This window comes from Paenibacillus aestuarii (genome assembly GCF_027789125.1).
Taxonomy (GTDB): Bacteria; Bacillota; Bacilli; order Paenibacillales; family NBRC-103111; genus Paenibacillus_E; species Paenibacillus_E aestuarii.
The window spans coordinates 1-20,630 of sequence record NZ_JAQFVF010000080.1; the positions used below are offsets into that span (position 1 = coordinate 1).

Here is a 20,630-nt window from a genome sequence, read left to right on the forward strand (position 1 = left end):
TTCATTGGATATATTGACTTTTTTAGTCTCGATACCGTAGCACATGATTTGCATACAATTCATCATTGTAGAGAAGTTCATGTCCATGTGATGAGCTGAGTAGTGCGGGTTTGATTTCATCAATAATAACGGCGCTATCGATGTTCTCGTTGATATCGATGCTAAAACTTCTAATGGGTGGATGTAAATCCTCCTTACTTGTAATAAAGAGATCTCCTGTTAGAAGTACATTGTCCGTTTCATGATGGTAGATGACATGCCCAGGAGAGTGCCCAGGTGTTAGATAGTATTGGATAGGCAGGTTTGCAAGTGTTTGCTCTGTTAATGGCAGAACCCTATTGGCTACCCCTGTATTCTCAAGGGTATTGAAGTTCGGATAAGGTGCTTCTCCATTGATATATATAAGTTCTTTCTCATGGGCATATATAGGAATATTGAACTTCTCTAACCACTTCGCAGCACCTTGAATATGATCACTGTGGCCATGGGTAAGTAGAATGGCTTTGGGAGTACCAATAGCTGTGGCTGCCCTCATTTGAGCATCTACTAATCCTTCTAGACCTGTATCGATGATATAAACATCATCATGATCTTTAATTAACCAAGTATTGACAGGGATATGGATAGGTTCAGTGACTACAGATTCACATTTATATACATGTTCTGAGAGTTGAATCAGGTTCATGATAAGCACTTCCTTTTAGTAGGGTTTGGAATTTCTGATATCGTTTTTGAGTGCATTAAAAATTTTCAATGGCAATTTTACCAATAACTCTGCCCGTTTCCAGCAATGAATGAGCTTTTCGTAAATTCTCAGCATGGATAGGGGAAAGTCGTTCGCTCAGGGTAGTTTTTATCTTTTTACTATCAATTAAATCAGCTACTTCGTTCAAGAGCATGTGTTGTTGAATCATGTCTTCCGTTTGAAACATGGCTCTTGTAAACATCCACTCCCAAACAAAGGTTGCACTTTTGTTTACTAGCGAGAGCATATCAAGCGGCCCGTCTGCAACGATTGAGCAAATGGTTCCTTGAGGTGCAATCGCGTTCGCCATGTTTTTCCAATGCTTAGCTGTTGCGTTAAGACAAAGAATGTACGGAACGGTTTCATATCCTAACTGCTTTAATTGGGGGACGAACTCCTCGAAGTGGTTGATGGTGTAGTCAGCCCCTTGCTCTTTTGCCCAAGCAACGGAATCAGGTCTGGAGGCAGTTCCAATAACGGTCAGTCCAGCCCATTTTGCTAATTGGACAGCTATAGATCCGACTCCGCCTGCTGCTCCAATGATAAGAATCGCTTTATTCTTATTTTCGTTGGGTTCACGACTAATGTTCATTCGTTCAAACAATGCCTCGTAAGCAGTCAGCGTCGTTAACGGCAGGGCAGCAGCTTGTGCAAAGTCCAAAGATTTTGGCTTTTTCCCTACAATTCTCTCGTCAATAAGATGGAATTCACTATTACCCCCTTGCCGAGTAATGTCACCAGCGTAATAAACCTCATCACCTGGACGGAACAACGTGCAATCCGGGCCAACTTCTTCAACAATACCCGCCACGTCCCAGCCTAAAACTTTGGGGTTTTCTTCAACCTTTTCTTTAGGTGATCGAACCTTGTAATCAACTGGATTAACGGCCACAGCTTTTACACGAACGAGTAGATCTCGGCCAGTAGCAACTGGCTTTTCAATTTTTAGATCCAACAAACTTTCTGGGTTTTCAATAGGCAAATAACGATGCAATCCAACGGCCTTCATTGTTTCCATAGTACATTTCATCCTCTCGTCTAAGTCTTTAGAGTTTTTTTAACGGTATAAAAATGGGAGTTGGTTACCGTTTATGTTCCGACTTCTGTTATAATAATGCAGTTAGCTACTTTATGTAAGTACGCACATTTTTGTTGTATAGTGTACTTTTTTATACTAAGACTTGAATGGAGGCATACAAATGAAAAGTATTAATACTGAGTATCCATCTTGTCCTGACCCCCGCGGATGTCCAGTAGAAACCACATTAGAGGTGGTTGGAGGTAAATGGAAGGGCGTTATTTTATATCATTTACTGTCGGAGACAAGGCGCTTTAATGAATTTCGCAGGTTAATGCCAGATATCACACAGCGAATGTTGACCCTTCAGCTTCGTGAATTAGAAGATGGTGGAGTAGTACACAGGGAGGTTTATAAAGAGGTTCCGCCAAAGGTTGAATATTCGTTGACGGAGTTCGGTCGTACCTTAGAACCCATTATTAATCTCATGAGAGACTGGGGGTTGAGGTACAACCAGGAGATTGCAAACAAAAGGGATATGTTAGTAAAAGTGAAGTAATAAATTACTTGCGTCACTCGAATCCAATTACAGACTTACAGGGCTCACGAGTGGTCTAGCTGAAGTTAACCTCATAATAAGAGCGCCTCCTTGATGGTGTTGGGTAATTACCCGTCGACAAACCCATCATACCGAGGCGCTCCTTTTTTTGACAAAGCCCATTTCTTAGGCTATACAGCTATGTTTAGCTCAACGATTAAGACACACAATTCAGCGTGATCATAACGATTAAAACCTGATTAATTTATCACTGAAAAAGAGGACATCGTTCAGTTTGCAAACCTGTCTATGAAGGTGGTGCAAATGAGGCTTCTTTGAGACAAGTTCAAAAAAACTATGAGAAATTTAGTGCTTGTGAAGAAGGATTTATCGTTTGTCAGAAAAACCTCCGAAGCAGACACACGTGACCCAAACTGGAAACGATTAAGCTTACTGGGAACGATAGCGAAAAAAGAACTGCTTCATAAACGACGAAGGAGCTGCCGCGCAGCTCCTTTTAATATTGTACATATGTCCGCCGGATCGGCTACCTTTTCTCCGCTAACGAGGAGGCTAACTCGAAAAAATTAAATTAAGGTTCAACTTACAAGTCGGCTGAGTTACTTGTTGTGATTTGGTTTGTGAGCTTCTTTCGCTCAACATGGATGGCTCCCCATTGATGTATAGTCTCCATCACCGGAGACAGGCTCATGCCGTATTCCGTGATGGAGTATTCCACTTTCGGAGGGACTTGCGGATAAATGACTCGTTTAACGATCCCTTCCTCCTCCAATTCGCGCAGATGGAGCGTAAGCATCCTTTGCGTGATACCGGGTAGCAATCTTCTTAACTCATTGAACCGCAAAGGTTCACCTTGAAGCAAGAGATAAATGATTAACGGCTTCCATTTGCCGACGATCGTATCCAGCGTCCCAACGAATTGGCATTTATTAGGGTTCTTTTGCATACGTTTGCCTCCAGTACAGGTACCTTTTTTTATACTATACCACATTATTGTGCCTACTTACGATAAATAAGTATGTATTATATGATAAGCGCATGAAGTTAATCATTTTAATTACAGAAGGGAAGTTTGAATCATGGCAACTGTACTGTACATCATCGAACCCCCCCCTAATTAGCTCCAATTGAAATAGGACACAGCTATACGAAAAAGATTTCACAGTGGTAAATTTACGATTAAGGACTTACCTACGGTACAAATAACACATTGTTGGAGGGAATTATGAATACAACTCAATCAGTTCAGGAATTGTTTAAACCTGTTGTCATAGGAAATATGACACTACAAAGCCGCATCGTGATGGCTCCGATGACACGCGCTTTTTCCCCTGAAGGCATTCCAGGTTCGGATGTCGCTGCCTATTATCGGCGCAGGGCCGAGAATGGTGTAGGTCTTATTGTGACGGAGGGAACGGTTGTGAACCATCCGGATGCTCATCAGCAGCCTGGCGTCAATTTGCCGCACTTTTATGGGGAAAAAGCACTGCTTGGGTGGTCAAAGGTAGTGGAAGAAGTTCATGCAGCGGGAGGTAAGATTATTCCGCAATTATTCCATGCGGGCGGCACAGACCCAAACCGTAATGTGACAGTGCTTACGGAAGCGGAGATTACGAAAATAATCGAAGCGTTCGCGCAGGCGGCAGCCGATGCCCAACGGCTTGGTTTTGACGGTATTGAACTCCAAGGAGCACATGGATTCCTGATCGATCAATTCTTCTGGAAAAAAACGAATCAGCGCACGGACCGTTATGGCGGTGATATCGTATCACGAACACAGTTTGCTGTAGAGTTAATTGAGGCTTGCCGCCGGGCCGTCGGACCGGATTTTCCGATCGTGCTGAGACTGTCACAATGGAAATCATCGGATTTTACGGCCAAGCTGGCTGAAACGCCCGAGCAACTCGATCAATTTCTCACGCCGCTGGTTAGAGCCGGTGTGGACGTATTCCACTGCTCCACCCGCCGCTTCTGGGAGCCCGAATTTGACGGTTCTGATCTGAATCTGGCAGGTTGGGTCAAGAAGCTGACTGGCAAACCTACCATAACGGTTGGATCGGTCGGGCTGGATAGTGACGTCATAACTTACTTAGGTGAAGGAAAAGGCTCAGGGGCAGAGATCTCCAGCATCGACAAACTGATTGGGAGACTGGCCCAGGAGGAATTCGATTTGGTATCCGTAGGGAGATCCTTGCTCGCTGATCCCGCTTGGGCAGTCAAGCTTCGTGATGGTCGATGGAGCGAGTTAATACCGTTTACTGCAGAATCAGCTAATGTTTTGTACTAATAGCAGCTGCATGAGTCTCATTAAACTCTTCTGCCTGTTACTTCAACAAACAAAGGCGGCCGTTCGTACCGGCTGCCTTCATATCGTGATTGAACTATAGTTCTTTCAGTTAGTGGAACCACAGCCGATATTAGTTATTATTTTTTAAAAAAAGATACTACTACTACGACCTCTTCTCGCGATCATCTAGAGTGGTAAGTTCTAAAAAGCTCACGTAGCGAGCGTCTCGTCCTTAATCCCAGAAGTGGCAATCCCTTCGACAAAGTATTTCTAACATACAATAAATATGGTGAAACACGGAATAAGTGACAATACCGACATGGCAAACATTGGCCCCCAATAAGACTGTGAGCTGGAATCAGCTTTTATCCCCTTTGAAGACAGATATTTTAGTCCTTCTTCAATCCCATTAACTTCCGTTTTAATTCCACCTTTATTTGAAAATACCGAAAGGATAATCTCTGTAAATTAGTGATTCTGAAATCCAAAATATCTTAGCTTTAAATTTCTTTGATGCTTCAAGTGGAAACTTCTCATTAAATATAAATCGGGCGTTTATATCAAAAATTAATGTCCAAGGCTCTACATGATCAACTCCAAGGGCTGATCTCATAGTAACGGATAAGTTTCATTTTCGACGACAGTTGGATCCGCCTTTATACAAAGTAAGATTCCATGCCATTGTTAGCACCTCTTTAAGCACTTTAGTAAAATATTGTAAGTTTTTCTTAATACTTATGTAATATTGAAGGGTTATCATATAGTCTGCACCTGCAATCGTGGTCTGAATTTAAAAAACATGATATACAGAAAGGAGACGGTTGTTCAATAGATTGCGAAAGGCGCGCAAGTCGTTAATGGAATGGCACGTGGCCAAGCTGAAAGATAGTCCTTACGTTAGCCGTCGCAGCCAGGATTGGTTAAAGATTGTTTGGTACGAAGAGGCAAAGGTATTCATATCAGGATACCGCAAAGACGAGTTTGGAAGGCTTGCATGCGTCGAAGATGATCACGGCAGGAAACGTCCTGTAGTCATCATAGAACTTGGCGTTCCGCCTAAGCACAGTAAAGCTTTCTATTCTATCGCTAAACAACTGGCGACAGGACAAGACCTTTGTTTATTTAGGGGATCCGCCAACAGAACACGAAAAAACGTACACTAAGCTAAGTAGTGAAATGTTTACTATTATACACTTGTCTATAGTAACTTGTCGTATTTTGTTTACACCCTTTAAACCATTTCATTTTTCGACAATTAGCCGAGAGTCCATTTTGTTATATCAATTTATCGTGGATCTTTCCTTGGTAATTTTTTTTCGATGACTTTTGCAATAGCGACGTATTTTATTCAACAATACTAATAAATTTTACTTTTGTAGAAAAAAGGAGAAAAATAGTGAACAGCGAATTAGAAACATTCATTAAAGTTGGTTCAGTTTTAAAAGATCTCTTACAGGATGACGTAGCAGTTGCTATATCAGATACTACAGCATGGGTGTATTATAGACCTGGCGATACCCTTGACCATAAAATTAAGCCTGGAGATAAAATAAATGTGGAAGAACCTATATACAAAGTAATTCATGAAGACTGGCAATGTGCTGGAATAGTGCCTAAAGAGTTTTATGGTGTTCTCTTTAAAGGTATTGCCACTCCAATCAAAGGATTCGCTGGGGAAGTTATTGGCGCCATTGCGATTTCCAAAAGCTTGATCAACCAAGCGAAAATCGAAGAAGCGGCACAAATTATGTTTAGCTCGTTAGAACAGACAAATGCAAGTGTCGAAGAGATTGCATCAACTGCCCAAAATCTCTCATCTTCAATGAATAACATTGTTGAGTCTGCTAACTCAGCGGAACAAAAAATAAAAGAAACAGATTCAATACTGAATTTAATAAAAGATATTTCTACCCAATCAAACCTGTTGGCTTTAAATGCAGCAATCGAAGCGGCAAGAGTGGGAGAAGCAGGAAAGGGTTTTGCCGTTGTTGCAGACGAAATGCGAAAACTCTCACAAACCAGCGGTGAATCAGCAAAGAAAATAACACAGATACTTGTAGAGATGAGAAAGTCTATTGATGGAATTATTAATGAGATTAGTAGCACAAATATGGGGGCAGAATCACAAGCCGCTGCTACTGAACAAATAGCCGCATCCTTAGAGGAGATTACCTCAAGCTCAGAGTTGTTAGTAAATTTGACGAAAATTGTGTAATAAAACCAATAAAGTCATGAAGTCATTTATTATGAATATAGCTGCTCGCAAGATAAAAGTATGAATAGATTGTCAAATTTTTCTCGTCAGTCTGAGTGAGGTATACTCCTGCTTCCTTTTTTGTCATAAGGGACGGCTTGCAACTGCCTTTCTTTGTTGCTCATCTGAACCATTAATTGTATATCCAAAATATCATCTGAACCTTCGTCCCCGTTAGTGTAGCCACCCCCTCGGATGTAATCACTCCAGGGTCCTTATCGGACCCTTTTACTTTTTACAAAAATTTCCGTTCTGTGTAGTCCGCTGATCCTCTGCTATAATAAATCAAAAATATTATCTTCGGAGGCCGTATGGACATACTGAGATCTAAACTTAAAGAAGAACTAATCAACAAAAATCCCGAATTAATTCATGATTTATTTCATCGTTTTTTGAATTTAAGTTCTGAATTTATGTGTATAACCTCCCTTCAAGAAGGGGATATCATATTTGTCAATCAGGCTTTTCTCGACAGAGTTGGGTACGGTAAAGATAAAGCACTATCTTCTTCTGTGATTGATTTGAATATATGGGAAACTGCCAATAATAGAGGGCCATTCATTGAGCTACTGAAAAAAAACGGAACCATTGAGGGCTTTGAACAAAGCTTTCGCGATAAACATGGACGTGTAATTACATACATACTTTCTGCTGAGCTGATCAAGCTATTTGACGTTGAATGTATCTTGACATCGGGCCGGGATATTTCTCAAAAGACGAGCTTGGAAGAATTCCATCATAATCAAATGGTTGAAGAATTACGCCAAACCGTTAACGCCATTAATAGTCTTATCATAAAGCTGAAGAAACGGGCAGATGGTCAATTGGTTTATGTATTGGCAGAAGGCAAATTAGCCGAACAACTTGGATATACAACATTAAATAGCTATGGAAAAACCGTTAATGAGCTATTCCCCGGGTTAATGGAAATTGAAGGTGATTATTATAAACAAGCGCTAAAAGGTCATACGGTAAATTTTGAAATAAAATTGGGAGATCGAATCCTCTATAAAACTCTCTCACCTTATTGGGAGCATAACCAAATCACGGGCATCATCGGATCTGCGATTGATATCACTGAACAGAAAGATTTAGCACGCTTGCTGCAGACTTCTGAGATCAGTGCCTCATTGGGACAGCTTGCCTTGGGGGTTGCTCATGAAATTAGAAATCCGTTAACTTCAATTAAGGGATTTGTTCATTTACTTGGCGAGATATTGGATAAAAATGGAATTGATAAAGGCAAAGAATATGTGGACTTAATTATGACCGAGCTCACACGGATCAATGATCTTGTCAGTGAAATGCTGTGGCTGCGGAAGCCTAAAGATACTCAAAATCCGCAAGAAACGTTCGCTGTCTCCACGATGATTAGTGAAATTCTTCCTCTAGTCACTGTCGAAGCAAACCTGAAGAGCATTCAGATTATTTTGGATTATGATTTTACTGGCCTAATCATGAAAGGAAACTCCGCTGTCTTGAAGCAAGTCATTTTGAATCTATGTAAAAATGGAATTGAAGCCATGAATGAAGGGGGGATCCTCATCATTTCAGGAGCAAGTTCCGGTGCAATGTTAACAATTTCAATCAAGGATAGCGGGCCAGGGATTCCAGATGAGATTAAGTATCAAATATTTAACCCTTTTTTTACTACGAAGCCGTCAGGCAACGGACTTGGACTATTTATTTCTAAACAGATTATTCATGAAGTGGGCGGGACCCTCACCTTAGATTCAGACACTTCAGGAACCACAGCACTTATATCTTTTTTAAATCATAGCTTCAACCAAAACTCATAACCTGATGAAATTCCACTCTGTTTCACGATCCTGCCCGGTAGTTTAACGAATAAGTCATGATTACAAATGACCTCACCTCCTCCCAGCCCCCCGTTGGGAATGGGATAAAGCTCTTGTCATTTGTTTTGACAAGAACTTTATCCCATAAAAATAAAAACCGCTATTTAAGCGGCATTTAATAAGATCATATTCTTGTCACCCTGCAGTTTTCCATCCCAAGCTATTGTCCCGTTAAACTCCTGCGTTGCCCAACATAAAGCCAGCGATTGTCAGAAAATCTTCGTATTTGATCTCGAAATGACCATAGCGGAAGTTATATCCCCAGTTGCGATTCCCGCGTGTAAAGGTAAGCTGCTCCAACAGATCGGCAATCATTACTTCTCGACATGGAATATAGCGAATATCTCGACGGAATGGAACGAACACTTCAGACATCTGATATTCGTAGACTCTGTCGTCGGTAACCTGTCCAATAGCCGTAAATGCTTGGAGCTTCTCTCCCTTTGACATATCCGTTCGTGGAGAGTAGTAGATCAGCCAATCATGACGACTCATGCGGCGCAAGGGCGCTGCCTTGCCATGGCAGAGTTGAGCGAATCCACCCTGTACCGCCCGTTTAACATGAGAAGCAGACACAACGCCAATCCAACAACGGGTTGGCTGACCAAATACACTCTGCATCGCCTCGTCCCCTTCTTTCATAGTCATTTATGCATTCATTCCCATAAAGGATTTCAAACGCTCCAGCTGCAATAGATGGTGCCTGTAATGCATTTCTATAAGCAAAAACCACTCGTTGGCGTTTAGTGCGCCGAATCTAGGATGAAGAATTTTCTTTTGGCATTCGAGCACTATACTTAAACCGGGTTCAGTACGTTTCATCCGCTCCACTACACCATGAAAACCTTCTATGAGTTGCTCTTTGCTCTCCGGCTGTTTGGGAGTGTATTGCGGTGAAGCGGGGACCCGAATCCGAACGGGCGGAAAACTTCCTAGTTCAAAGACTTCCTTGCCGCTCTCCGTTTTTTCCTCCATAGCGTTTAATGTAGCTTCACTTCCAGCCAAACATTGATCAACATTGTGCAAATGCATGAATTGTGCCGATTGAATCAAATGCATATACATTTGACCAATCGACCATTCCTCCTCATTCGGTTTTTTTATCAGCTGCTCCATATCGATGCTCTCCAATTCGATCAAATAACGCCCTACTATCTCCTCAAATGCCTGCAATGCTACCGCTGTTCTTCTCATGAATCAAACAACTCCTCTTATTCATATTTGGATCTAAGCCCAATATAACAAAACGCTACTGACAACAGTGTGTCAGTAGCGTTTTAAAAATTTTTTCAGACTTCTCGAATACGATGTCGGAAAGACAGAGAGAAACGTTTATTTAATCAAATTGGGTTTGATAATTGCTGGCATTCACGAAACGCAAAATGTTTGCATCCAAGACATTGAGCTTGATTAAGTTTTGTTAATGAATAGCTAACCGCGTCACCTGTTTTTTCGAAAATGTTTTCCTGCCCTATGAATTCATCAAGTTTTGTTTTTTGAAGCATTAGGCGTGGTTGGCTTTGTATTTCGGAAATGATTACGGTGCCACCGTGCTTTTTAAAGTGCTTGACGATACTTGATAAATTGGCTTCCCCTGTTGTGTCTACATAGGGAACATTACCCATTTTCAATATCAGCACTTTGGGTTTGTAATTGATTTCATCCAAAATGGTTTTCTCAAACATATTTGCAACCCCAAAGAACAAAGCGCCTTCAACGGTGTAAATACTGATTTGGGGGCAATTATGCTGCTCATGAACCATATGCTCGGATACTTTTTCGTTCTTATCGGAAGGGTCGGGCAAGACTTTAGCAGTAATAAGAAGTTTGCTCATGTGTTTCACGAAAATGATACCTGATAAGATTAATCCAACTTCAACAGCGGTTGTCAGATCCGTAAGAACAGTAAGAAGAAAGGTAATAAATAAAACGAATGACTCCGCAGTTCTGGTTTTTAAAACGTGAGCAAACTCTCTGCGTTCGCTCATATTCCAAGCAACAACCATTAAAATGGGCGCCATACTCGCAAGAGGAATGTTTGAAGCATATGGGGCGAAAAAGAACAAAACCAACAGGACGACAATCGCGTGAATGACTCCAGAGAAAGGAGATTCCGCTCCGTTTTTAATATTTGTTGCAGTGCGTGCGATAGCCCCCGTTGCAGGAATACCCCCGAACAACGGATTTATCATATTGGCAATACCTTGACCAATTAATTCACGGTTGCTGTTATGTCTGGTTCCTGCTATTCCATCAGCAACTACGGCCGAAAGTAAGGATTCAATACCGCCTAACATTGCAATTACAAGAGCGGGTTTTATTAAAGATTGCATGTTTTCAATTGAGAGTGGAGGAAAGTGTATACTAGGCAAACTATTTGGAATAGCCCCATAGGTAGAACCAATGGTTGCAACCATATCAGGATAAAATATGGCCGCTGTAACAGTAGAAACCAATAATCCCACCAATGAGCCAGGAATTTTAGGAAGCAGTCTTGGTGTTATAAAGATGAGCACCAAGCAAATCAAAGCAGTCACGACACTGTACATGTTGATTGTTGAAATATGAATGCCTATTTCTTTCATATTGGCTAGAAAATCTTGATGCTTTTGCAGATTGCGCAGCCCAAGAAAATTGGCAATTTGCCCTGTGAATATGGTAACGGCAATTCCTGCAGTAAAACCTATTGTGACAGGACGTGGAATAAATTTTATTACACTGCCTAATTTAAATATCCCCATGAATAGCAAAATGACCCCTGCCATAAAACCTGCGATAAGCAAGTTTTCGTACCCATATTGCATAACAATTGCAAATAGAATAGGGATAAATGCTCCCGTCGGACCGCCGATTTGAAATTTCGATCCTCCAAATAATGAGATCAGTATTCCTGCTACGATTGTTGTATATAAGCCATATTGAGGCTTTACCCCTGAAGCAATTGCAAACGCCATTCCTAGTGGAATGGCGACAATACCTACAATCAAACCTGAAATCAAGTCTTTTTGAAATTTTTTCCCATTATACCCCTGGAACCTACCTCTAAACGAGATTTTCATATCCAATCCCACCAACTCATAAATATTTGATTATTTGAATATATATAAAATCATATATCTAAAATAATCAGGTGTCAATTTCATATTCCGCAGATAAATCATCGAAATAAATAAAAAAGGAAGCAAATCGAGATCAAAACCCCGATTTACTCCCTTTCTTAATGAATTACTGATTTTTTATATTTTCCAACATTGAAATCGCATTAATAAGGTGATTGTCAAAAATCTGCTTGGCAACAATAAGCAAGTCTTTAATTAGAGGATCTGTTAGTGAGTATATCACAGAGGTTCCGTCCTTAATCCCACGAACAACGTTTTTACTTCTTAATACGGCTAACTGTTGTGAAACGGCAGAACCTTCACTGCTCAATATAGTTTGTATCTCATTAACGTTCTTGTCGCCTTCGGCTAAAACTTCAAGGATTCTTATACGTAAAGGGTGTGCTAACGCTTTGAAAAAATCAGCTTTAAAATGTTGTATTTCTTGATACATAACGTCTCCTCCTTTTTAAAATATTCGAAAATTTGAATATGTATATTATCATATCACAAGTTCAAAAAGAACCTTTGCATATTTAAATACTTTTCAGTTATAGTATAGTTATAAATATTCAAAAAATCAAATATTTTGTTATTCAAAACTAAGAGGTTAGGATTGGACATTTAAGCAAAAGAGGAGAGCTGCGGGGAATGGTTGGTGCTATCATCTTAGGAGTTATTTCCCTTTTCATCATATTGGGCTTGACCTTCTGGGCTACGAAAAAGGCCTATTCCCGCAAATGGGATGAAGAGGATCATGATTGAAAGAAGAAATCGAGTGGGAGCGATCCACTTATCCGACAAATGGAGGAAATGAAATTATGTTAGATTTGCCAAATTGCCCAAAATGTAATTCAGAATACACTTACGAAGATGGAAGTCTCTTTGTTTGCCCAGAATGTGGACATGAGTGGACTTTAGAAATAGAAACTGATGTTAATGAAGACATAAAGATTTTCAAAGATGCCAATGGAAATGTTTTGCAAGATGGTGATTCTATTACCGTAATCAAAGACCTTAAAGTAAAAGGAAGTTCATTAGTCGTAAAAATAGGCACAAAAGTAAAAAATATACGTTTGGTTGATGGAGATCATGATATTGATTGCAATATTGATGGTTTTGGAGCTATGAAATTAAAATCTGAATTTGTTAAAAAGATATAAAAGCGTCAGTCTATTGATGATCATGATTTGCGGTTACCAAAAACCGGCTACTTTTAGCCGGTTTTTCCGTGTTAAACTATACCTGCATGTTACTTTCCACGGGCTGATTCTTTTTACCAATTAGAAAAGGAGTACTCCCTGACTCCACGCTTGACACGAAATGGAATGCCTGTATTTGCTCCAGAGCTGCGATAAACTTCTCATGGTGGCTAGACTTCATTTGGAAACAGAGCAGGACGTACCTCTGTTTGCTTTCTTTTTCAATTTCATGCTCAATTTTAATCGTATCCATTTGAATACCATGTTCTTCTAAAGCAGAGGTCACCTGACCAATAATTCCTGGTTGATCATAAGCCTTAATCTTAATTTCATACTTTCTTCGGTGTCGCATCAAATAGTTCTCCCACTTATTGAGCAACAACAAGCTGATTAACACCAAGAGCGTACAAATGAAAGCGGCATACAAGAATCCAGCTCCCACGCATAACCCAATTCCCGCAACGACCCAAATGGAAGCAGCGGTAGTTAATCCGCTAATAACGGAACCATTCCGCAAAATGGCGCCAGCACCTAGAAAACCAATGCCACTTATCACTTGAGCTGCCAATCGTGCTGGATCCATTCGAACGTTGGACTCAGTAACAAAATCAGAAAATCCATATATGGATAGGAGCATAATCAACGCCGATCCTAAGCAAACAAGGATGTGTGTGCGGAACCCAGCTGCATGGTGGTTCCATTCCCTTTCAATGCCGACCAAACCACCCAACACAACTGCGATAAACATCCTTAATAGCAGTTCTCCATGCGTGATATGCCATAGGCTTAAAACTTCGTTCATTATGCAATCACTTCCTTGGAGGACGAATTCAGATGCAATAAAATATCGAACTATTCCTTATTCCATTCGTAAATTCGGACGTGTAGACGCAAATGATTCATACTCCTGATAATTCCTTCAATAATATCGTCTGCACCCAATCATCATCGACCTTTCTCCAGTCTGACTCTCGGTCAAAACAATAAAAAGGAAAACCCCGGAAACCGGGGCTTTTGCTCAAAGAGTTAACCTAACAAACTTACAAGTCTAGCAGGGAAATCCGTAATGATACCCGAAACACCAGCTTCTGTTAATTTCAACAAGTCTTTCTCTTCGTTCGCCGTATAAGGGTAGACATACAGATTGTTTTCCTTGGCTTTACGCACGTCCTCGGCATCCAGCAATTGATAATAAGGATGAAGTGAATACACTTCCACATCAAAACTTCTTGCATAAGCTACCGGATCCAATAAATTAGCCTGATATAAAAGCCCAATTCTGGCTTCAGGCTCCATTTGCTTTAACCTTCTGATACACTTATGATCGAATGAAGAAATGATCACCTGATTCAAGCGGTTACGTCTGCGTAGCAACTCAATCAGCTTAAGCTCCATTCTCCCCTCGTAAGCGTGTTTCACTTCAACATTGATCATGATGTTTTCAGAGACTAAATCAAAGACCTCATCTAGCGTAGGTATCTTTTCACCTTTGAATTCATCTCCAAACCAATATCCGGCATCATAAGTCTTAATTTCGGTTAAGGTTTTCTCTACGATCAAACCATGGCCATTCGTCGTCCGGTCTAAGGTCATATCGTGGCATACAACGATTTCCTCATCAGCAGTCAGCTGGACATCAAGCTCAATTCCTTCACATCCTTGACTTAACCCGAGCTGAAAACTAGCGAGCGTATTCTCAGGAGCCATCCCTTTAGCCCCACGGTGAGCTATGATCATTGGTTTGTTCATCAGCTTTGTTTCCTTTCTCGTACTGTACTTTAACACGATTATCTATTTGACAGTTTTGTTATAAATCTGAATCTTCGAAGTGATTTCTTTCTCCGCTGCATCCAAAGCTTCTTTAGGCGACTTCTTATTATTAAGCACTTCTTCAATCGCGCCTTCAACAACTTGCCTTGCTTCAGGGAATACACCCATGACCGCCCCTTGTGTGGCTGTATTCAATTTCGTTTGGTGAAGTTGATCGATGGCAGTCTGGAACTGAGGAAATTTCTTCAGATTTTCTTTCACCAAATCCTCATCATAGGCCTTCTTAGAAATCGGAAAATATCCTGTATTTACATGCCAGTAAGCTTGTTCTTTAGGTGTAGTCAAAAATTTAATGAAATCCCACGTAGCTTGCTGTTCGTCATCTGGACGATTATTCATGACCCATAAACTGGCTCCGCCGACGACCACACCGCCTTCTTTGGCATCTGCTGGTTTCGGCAAGAAACTAGTTCCTACTTCAAACTTGCCACTAGCACTGTCTACTAAACCCTTGAGGGCAGCAGTAGACTCCAAGATCATGCCAACCTGACCTGCAGAGAAAGCTTTTTTAGAATCATCTGTTTTTCTCCCCAGATTGTTGGCGGCTTTGGTATCGATCAAGTCCTTCCACCAAGTCAAAACTTTTACACCCGGCTCTGTATTCACAAGCGATTGTGTAGCAATCGAGGTTCGGCCATTTCCATTATTAACGTATTCGGCACCTTGATTAGCAAAGAACTGCTCCATGAACCAGCCATATATCGCAAAGTTAGCTCCTACAGCCTTGCCTGACTTAGTAATTGCATCCGCTGCGCTCTTCAATTCCTCAAAAGTTTTCGGAGGCTTCGCTGGATCTAGACCGGCTGCCTTAAACAAATCTTTGTTATAGTAAAGAATCGGGTTCGAAGTATTGAAAGGCATCGAATATAGTTTACCTTCTAAAGTATAGTATCCAGCAATATTAGGTTCTAACTGTGATATATCCCACTTATCAGCATCAATGAATTTCTGCATAGGTGTGATGGCTTTGGAATCTATCATGAAGCGGCTACCGATCTCATACATTTGCACAACAGAAGGGCCATCATTAGTCCCCATTGACGCCTTTAATTTGCTAAGCAGGTCATCGTAAGTTCCTTGAAACACTGCCTCTACCTTGATTTTATTCTGAGAAGCGTTATAATCAGCAACTAATTGATCAACTACTTTCGTATTGGCTCCACCCATTGCATGCCAGAAAACGACTTTCTTCGGTTGTGTTGCCGCAGGTTCTCCCGATTTCGCCGTCTCAGCTACCCCAGATTTCGTTGCCTCAGGCGTCTTGCTCTCTGTGCCTTCCCCCATATTTACGCTACACGCTGCAAGAAAAACCATTGTTGCCGTTAATGCCATACCTGTTAACGTTTTTTTCCCCATTGTTTCTATCTCTCCTCGCTTAAAATAGATAACTATATATGATTAGTCTGTGGAAACAGACGGATCATCGATTCCTTAGCCTTTAATTGCACCTGCGGTAATACCACGGACCAATTGTTTCACTCCTAATGCCAATAAAAGGAATGATGGCAGCAGGACAATCGTAACCCCCGCCAATATTAAGTTCCAAGACATCACTTCAGCATGTTGAAGCATTGAAACCCCAATTTGCACTGTTCTCATAGCCGCTTTATTGGTAATTAATAACGGCCATAGATAATGGTTCCAATGTGTAAGGAAGACATAAACGGCTAGTGTCGATAGTGCGGGACGAGATAACGGCAGCACAATGGAATAAAAGTTACGCAGATGGCCGCATCCGTCGATTTTTGCCGCATCAAACAGTTCATGCGGCAGCTGAAGGAAAAACTGGCGAAGGAGAAAAACACCAAAAGCACCAGCCATAAAAGGTACAATTAACCCTTGGTAACTATCCATCCATCCCCAATTCTTAATCGTCAAGTAATTAGGAATAATCGTGACTTCCCACGGAATCATCATGGTCGATAGAAAAATGGCAAACAACGCTTTCTTCCCATGGAAATTCAGAAATGAAAATGCATAAGCCGCCAAACTGGAGGTAATTAGCTGACTGATCATAATCCCCGAAGAAACAATAAAACTGTTTAAGATGAAGCGTACGATCGGAAAGCCCGATATAGCGTTCTTAAAGTTATCTAAGTATAAATGAGAAGGAAGTAAGGGCGGTGGGAAGTTCGAAACTTCCTTCTCTGTCATAAACGATGAAGAAATAGTAAATAACAGTGGATATAAAACGAGTAGTGCTATTGCAACGAGCAGTAGGTAATTTAGCGTAGGTGTAATCTTCCTCGTTATCATTGATAATGCACCTTCTTTTCTAAAACTTTAAATTGAACCACAGTTAGAATCATGATGATCACAAAGAGGACCAAGGCTTGTGCACTGCCGCTGCCAAAGCGGAAATTAATAAAAGCGTCCTGGTAGATGGAATATACGATCACATTAGTCGAATTTATCGGACCGCCTTTTGTCAGAATATGAATTTGTCCAAACGCTTGGAAGGCACTTATTACAGACACGATAAGCGCAAAAAATATCGTTGGTGATAAAAGAGGCAGAACGATTTGAATAAATGTTCGAATTGGGCTTGAACCGTCAATTTTAGCGCTTTCATAAATTTCTTCAGGTACTCCCTGAAGACCGCTAGATAGTACAATGAAAAGAAATCCCATGTTCATCCAGATTGTCATCAAGGATATCGAAACCAATGCCCACGTTGGACTCGTTAACCACGGTATCGGATCTATGTGTGCAATACTCAAAAAGTAATTCAACATGCCTGCAGTCGGATGAAATAACAGAAACCAGATGATAGATCCCGTACCTACGGAGATGACAATGGGCAGTGAAAAAATGAATTGGAATATTTTCATGCCACGCAGCTTGTTATGTGTAATTGCTGCCAAAAAAAGTGACCATACGATCGAGGTAGGTACAGTCAACAAAATAAATAGCAACGTTACTTTTAAATTTGAATAAAATTGCCCTGATGCAAGTAAATCGGTGAAATTATTCAGTCCAACAAATTCAACAATTCTGCCTCGCGGGTCTGTGAGGGTCATGCTTAAATATATTGATTTTACCATTGGATAAAAAAGAAACATCACAAATAACACTAAGGATGGTACTAAAAATAAATAAGCTAATAGATTTTCTGCTAACTTCTGTTTCATAGTTGCTGATAAGCCTTGATTCCTTTCAGATAAAACGCTTTCATTTCTCGACAATCTGCATACCCCTTTCTTTTCTCCTGTCTCTTTTTTAACAACTCGTTTCTTCTAGTCCCTTTTACTCGAATGGATAGTGTGAAAAGAGCGAAAAAAAAACACATAAAATGCCATGCCTAAACGCATGCAATTTAAGTGAGATCTCCTTGACTCCATCACAATTATTAACTTAAGAATTATCTTACACGTGACAACTAAAAACTGTCAACCAAAATTTCCCTCTTAATTCAAAATTAAGGATGGAAAGCGTTTGCTCTGTTATGATAGTAACTTGCCATTATGTTAACTACAAGATGAGTCCAATGGTACCAATGGAGATGAGATCCTCCAGGTCCTCTTCGGTATTGTCGAATTTTTTGACGTTGTGGACAGATTCTGAGGTATGATTTCTTGTAGAACCGCTACGTAAAAAAAGCCCTCCTGCTAACGGAGGGGTTGATTGTTATCATGAAGAAGATACCGGCATAGCGAAATGCCTATTCCATAGACAACAAAAACGGTTCCAAATAACAACCAGGTAGATTGCGAAGAATAGAGCAGCGCTCCGATCATCGGCGCTAAAGCCATACCTGCATTACGGCACAAATTATATATGGAGACGGCGGTGGCCCGTTCCTCTTTAAATAATTCCGTCAGCATGGTAAGCGGTGGAGGCATTGAAATCCCATATGTAGCGCCGTAGAAACAAAATAAAAGAATACCAAAAGGTAAGGAAACCCAGATCACGAATGCGAACAAAACGACCGACACAGCGTTGAGCCAGCATCCGTAAACAAAGCTTTTTTCCGCGCCCCATAAATGCTCAAGCTTATGGCCGGCTTTCAAACTGATGATAAAACATAGAGACATGAGCAGAAACGAAGCCCCGATGATTCCCGGAGTTGCCTTAAAATATTGGCTGAATATCGTCGGGATGAAAACCATCAGAATGGTTGACGAAAATGCTTGTGTAAGACCTATTAGCATGATGGCCCGGCTTTTGCGACGAATCAGAAATACTTTGAAGGATTTAACGGACAGTCTGGCCGCATCGGCAGTTATGTTGGGCTTGCTCTCTTTAAGCCAAACAGCATTCGCGAGCAGCAGGATTACAGCTGTTAGGGCAAGAAATAAAAATACACCGAAATATCCATAGTTCCCGCCAATGATACCACCGATCAAAGGACCGATCGCAGGCGCTAAGGCCATAATTACCTGGTAGGTTCCCATAGCCTTTGTTCGTTCCTTCCCTTCGAATAAATCCCCGATCACAGCCGCAGCCACGACAGGGACCGATGCCGCTCCCATACCTTGCAGCGCTCTAGCTATCAACAAGGCATAGATGGACTTCGCAAATGCAGCGCCGAAAGAAGCAATAACGAACAAGGTCAGCCCGATTAGAAGTGCGCGCCGCCTGCCTCTACGATCAGCAACCGAACCGAACACAACCTGCATGCAGGCCATCGAAACCGTATAAACCGTTACCGTCAGGTTCACCCAGGTTAATGTTGTTTGTAACTCTGCCTGCACGAACGGCAAAATTGGGTTATAAAAAAACTGAGCAAAACCGCTAATTAAGCAAGTAACGCCAACCAAATATAAGGCAAGCTTCGCATTGATTGTTCCCTTAGCTTCTAAGCGATGTCGATGTATCCCCGACTTACGTTCGCCAATAATGCGATCATGTCGATCTATCTTCATTGTCCATTAACCAGCCGTTTCGTAAGTATGGCTAATACGGAAATTTATTGAGAGATACTTTCGTCCAAAAGCTTTGTCAGGTTACGATAGCTTATCGCAATGCTGTCAAGTTCATTTCTACTTGAATGGTCCTGCTCTACGATGATGTACTTGGCTGCCCCGATTTTCTTAGCTTCCTTGATTATGGAACGGATGTCGATCGTGCCTTCGCCGACTTCAGTGAAATACTCCACTTTGGAGAATTCTCGGAATCTATCGGCGTCGATTTCAGTGCTATGACCGATAGTCTCGAATACATTAGCTGGATTTGCCGCCACAGTTAAATCCTTTTGATGGATGAGATCGCATCGATCACCCATTTTGCTAAGGTATGCGACCGGATCAATCCCGCCTCTTATCGCCCAGTAGGTATCAAATTCGATCTTAACAAAATCTTTGTCCGTATGCTCCAGAATAAGGTCCATGACGGTTTGGCCGCCGAAAGCCTGAAATTCCATAAAATGATTGTGATAATAGAAGTCCATCCCTTTCTTGCGGCATTTCTCGCCAATGAGATTAAGCTGCTTACTGAAGGCCAGAACATCATCCTTGTTTTTCCAAAAGCCGATCCCGCATACCAGTGACTTGTTGCCGATAGCCTGATGGTAATCGATCGTACCGTCAATGATGTCCAAGCTCATCGGATGAACATGAGCGGATATCGCTTTCAGCCCCAGTCGATCCAGCCCTTGCTTCAACGTATCGGCATCGATATGAAAGCCTACGCCATAATCGGTACCGGCCGTATGGTTGGCAAACTCAATGTTCCTATACCCGATTTCGGCAACCTTTTCGAGCGTCCCCCAGAAATCTTTGGCCAATTCCTTTCGAATCGAAAACACTTGCAGCCCGATTAATAAGCTCATGTTCATCT

General features: G+C 41.3%; 19 protein-coding genes and 2 pseudogenes. 6 read left to right on the forward strand and 15 right to left on the reverse strand.

Annotated elements, in window-relative coordinates:
• Positions 1 to 22 precede the first annotated feature (22 nt).
• The gene (locus O9139_RS26760; RefSeq protein WP_270884814.1) at positions 23 to 685 is read right to left on the reverse strand and encodes an MBL fold metallo-hydrolase; all 663 of its coding nucleotides are present in this window, start codon (positions 683 to 685) and stop codon (positions 23 to 25) included.
• A gap of 55 nt (positions 686 to 740) precedes the next feature.
• A complete protein-coding gene (locus O9139_RS26765; RefSeq protein ID WP_270884815.1) occupies positions 741 to 1,763 on the reverse strand; it encodes a zinc-binding alcohol dehydrogenase family protein in 1,023 nt (340 codons plus the stop codon).
• A 181-nt stretch (positions 1,764 to 1,944) separates the two neighbouring features.
• Between O9139_RS26765 and O9139_RS26770 the strand changes: the two genes are divergently transcribed.
• Together O9139_RS26770 and O9139_RS33455 are read left to right on the forward strand one after the other, a co-directional pair.
• Positions 1,945 to 2,322, forward strand: coding sequence for a winged helix-turn-helix transcriptional regulator (locus tag O9139_RS26770; protein ID WP_270884816.1), 378 nt, complete (start codon positions 1,945 to 1,947; stop codon positions 2,320 to 2,322).
• Between the two features lie 290 nt (positions 2,323 to 2,612).
• A pseudogene (locus O9139_RS33455) lies at positions 2,613 to 2,729 on the forward strand (CPCC family cysteine-rich protein); the annotation flags it as partial.
• A 176-nt stretch (positions 2,730 to 2,905) separates the two neighbouring features.
• On the opposite strand, the gene O9139_RS26775 reads toward O9139_RS33455, so the two are convergent.
• Positions 2,906 to 3,268 carry a winged helix-turn-helix transcriptional regulator gene (locus O9139_RS26775; RefSeq protein WP_270884817.1) on the reverse strand — a complete coding sequence of 121 codons (363 nt, stop codon included), beginning with the start codon at positions 3,266 to 3,268 and terminating at the stop codon, positions 2,906 to 2,908.
• A gap of 279 nt (positions 3,269 to 3,547) precedes the next feature.
• On the opposite strand from O9139_RS26775, the gene O9139_RS26780 reads away from it, so the two are divergent.
• The 3 genes from O9139_RS26780 to O9139_RS26790 all read left to right on the forward strand — a co-directional run bounded on the left by O9139_RS26780 (position 3,548) and on the right by O9139_RS26790 (position 8,662).
• Positions 3,548 to 4,609, forward strand: a complete 1,062-nt coding sequence (locus O9139_RS26780) for an NADH:flavin oxidoreductase (protein WP_270884818.1) — start codon at positions 3,548 to 3,550, stop codon at positions 4,607 to 4,609.
• A 1,396-nt stretch (positions 4,610 to 6,005) separates the two neighbouring features.
• Positions 6,006 to 6,824, forward strand: a complete 819-nt coding sequence (locus tag O9139_RS26785) for a methyl-accepting chemotaxis protein (protein ID WP_270884819.1) — start codon at positions 6,006 to 6,008, stop codon at positions 6,822 to 6,824.
• Between the two features lie 350 nt (positions 6,825 to 7,174).
• Positions 7,175 to 8,662, forward strand: coding sequence for an ATP-binding protein (locus O9139_RS26790; protein WP_270884820.1), 1,488 nt, complete (start codon positions 7,175 to 7,177; stop codon positions 8,660 to 8,662).
• A gap of 231 nt (positions 8,663 to 8,893) precedes the next feature.
• Here the strand turns inward: O9139_RS26790 and O9139_RS26795 are convergent, their stop codons facing one another.
• From O9139_RS26795 to O9139_RS26810, 4 genes are all read right to left on the reverse strand, one after another.
• A complete protein-coding gene (locus O9139_RS26795) occupies positions 8,894 to 9,370 on the reverse strand; it encodes an EVE domain-containing protein (RefSeq protein WP_270884821.1) in 477 nt (158 codons plus the stop codon).
• Positions 9,371 to 9,916, reverse strand: a complete 546-nt coding sequence (locus tag O9139_RS26800) for a DinB family protein (RefSeq protein ID WP_270884822.1) — start codon at positions 9,914 to 9,916, stop codon at positions 9,371 to 9,373.
• Between the two features lie 146 nt (positions 9,917 to 10,062).
• Complete coding sequence (locus tag O9139_RS26805) at positions 10,063 to 11,781, reverse strand: SulP family inorganic anion transporter (protein ID WP_270884823.1); 1,719 nt, start codon at positions 11,779 to 11,781, stop codon at positions 10,063 to 10,065.
• 166 nt (positions 11,782 to 11,947) lie between these two features.
• Positions 11,948 to 12,274, reverse strand: a complete 327-nt coding sequence (locus O9139_RS26810; RefSeq protein WP_270884824.1) for an ArsR/SmtB family transcription factor — start codon at positions 12,272 to 12,274, stop codon at positions 11,948 to 11,950.
• Between the two features lie 367 nt (positions 12,275 to 12,641).
• Here O9139_RS26810 and O9139_RS26815 point away from each other — a divergent pair, with 367 nt between their 5' ends.
• Positions 12,642 to 12,983, forward strand: a complete 342-nt coding sequence (locus O9139_RS26815) for a zinc ribbon domain-containing protein YjdM (RefSeq protein WP_270885011.1) — start codon at positions 12,642 to 12,644, stop codon at positions 12,981 to 12,983.
• Between the two features lie 76 nt (positions 12,984 to 13,059).
• On the opposite strand, the gene O9139_RS26820 is transcribed toward O9139_RS26815, so the two are convergent.
• From O9139_RS26820 to O9139_RS26855, 8 genes and pseudogenes are all read right to left on the reverse strand, one after another.
• Positions 13,060 to 13,827, reverse strand: coding sequence for an MgtC/SapB family protein (locus O9139_RS26820; RefSeq protein ID WP_377525345.1), 768 nt, complete (start codon positions 13,825 to 13,827; stop codon positions 13,060 to 13,062).
• Between the two features lie 221 nt (positions 13,828 to 14,048).
• Positions 14,049 to 14,771 carry a glycerophosphodiester phosphodiesterase gene (locus O9139_RS26825; protein WP_270884826.1) on the reverse strand — a complete coding sequence of 241 codons (723 nt, stop codon included), beginning with the start codon at positions 14,769 to 14,771 and terminating at the stop codon, positions 14,049 to 14,051.
• 42 nt (positions 14,772 to 14,813) lie between these two features.
• Positions 14,814 to 16,208: an ABC transporter substrate-binding protein gene (locus O9139_RS26830; protein WP_270884827.1), complete on the reverse strand. Its 1,395-nt coding sequence runs from the start codon at positions 16,206 to 16,208 to the stop codon at positions 14,814 to 14,816.
• A 75-nt stretch (positions 16,209 to 16,283) separates the two neighbouring features.
• Positions 16,284 to 17,108, reverse strand: a complete 825-nt coding sequence (locus tag O9139_RS26835) for a carbohydrate ABC transporter permease (RefSeq protein WP_270884828.1) — start codon at positions 17,106 to 17,108, stop codon at positions 16,284 to 16,286.
• Positions 17,105 to 17,983 (reverse strand): carbohydrate ABC transporter permease, encoded by an 879-nt coding sequence (locus O9139_RS26840; protein ID WP_270885012.1) that lies wholly within the window; start codon positions 17,981 to 17,983, stop codon positions 17,105 to 17,107. The genes O9139_RS26835 and O9139_RS26840 overlap by 4 nt, the downstream gene beginning before the upstream one ends.
• Before the next feature lie 346 nt (positions 17,984 to 18,329).
• A pseudogene (locus O9139_RS26845) lies at positions 18,330 to 18,404 on the reverse strand (flagellar biosynthesis protein FliA); the annotation flags it as partial.
• Between the two features lie 56 nt (positions 18,405 to 18,460).
• Positions 18,461 to 19,717 carry an MFS transporter gene (locus O9139_RS26850; protein ID WP_270884829.1) on the reverse strand — a complete coding sequence of 419 codons (1,257 nt, stop codon included), beginning with the start codon at positions 19,715 to 19,717 and terminating at the stop codon, positions 18,461 to 18,463.
• 44 nt (positions 19,718 to 19,761) lie between these two features.
• On the reverse strand, positions 19,762 to 20,622 hold the full coding sequence (locus tag O9139_RS26855; protein ID WP_270884830.1) for a sugar phosphate isomerase/epimerase family protein: 861 nt from the start codon (positions 20,620 to 20,622) through the stop codon (positions 19,762 to 19,764).
• Positions 20,623 to 20,630: the final 8 nt, after the last annotated feature.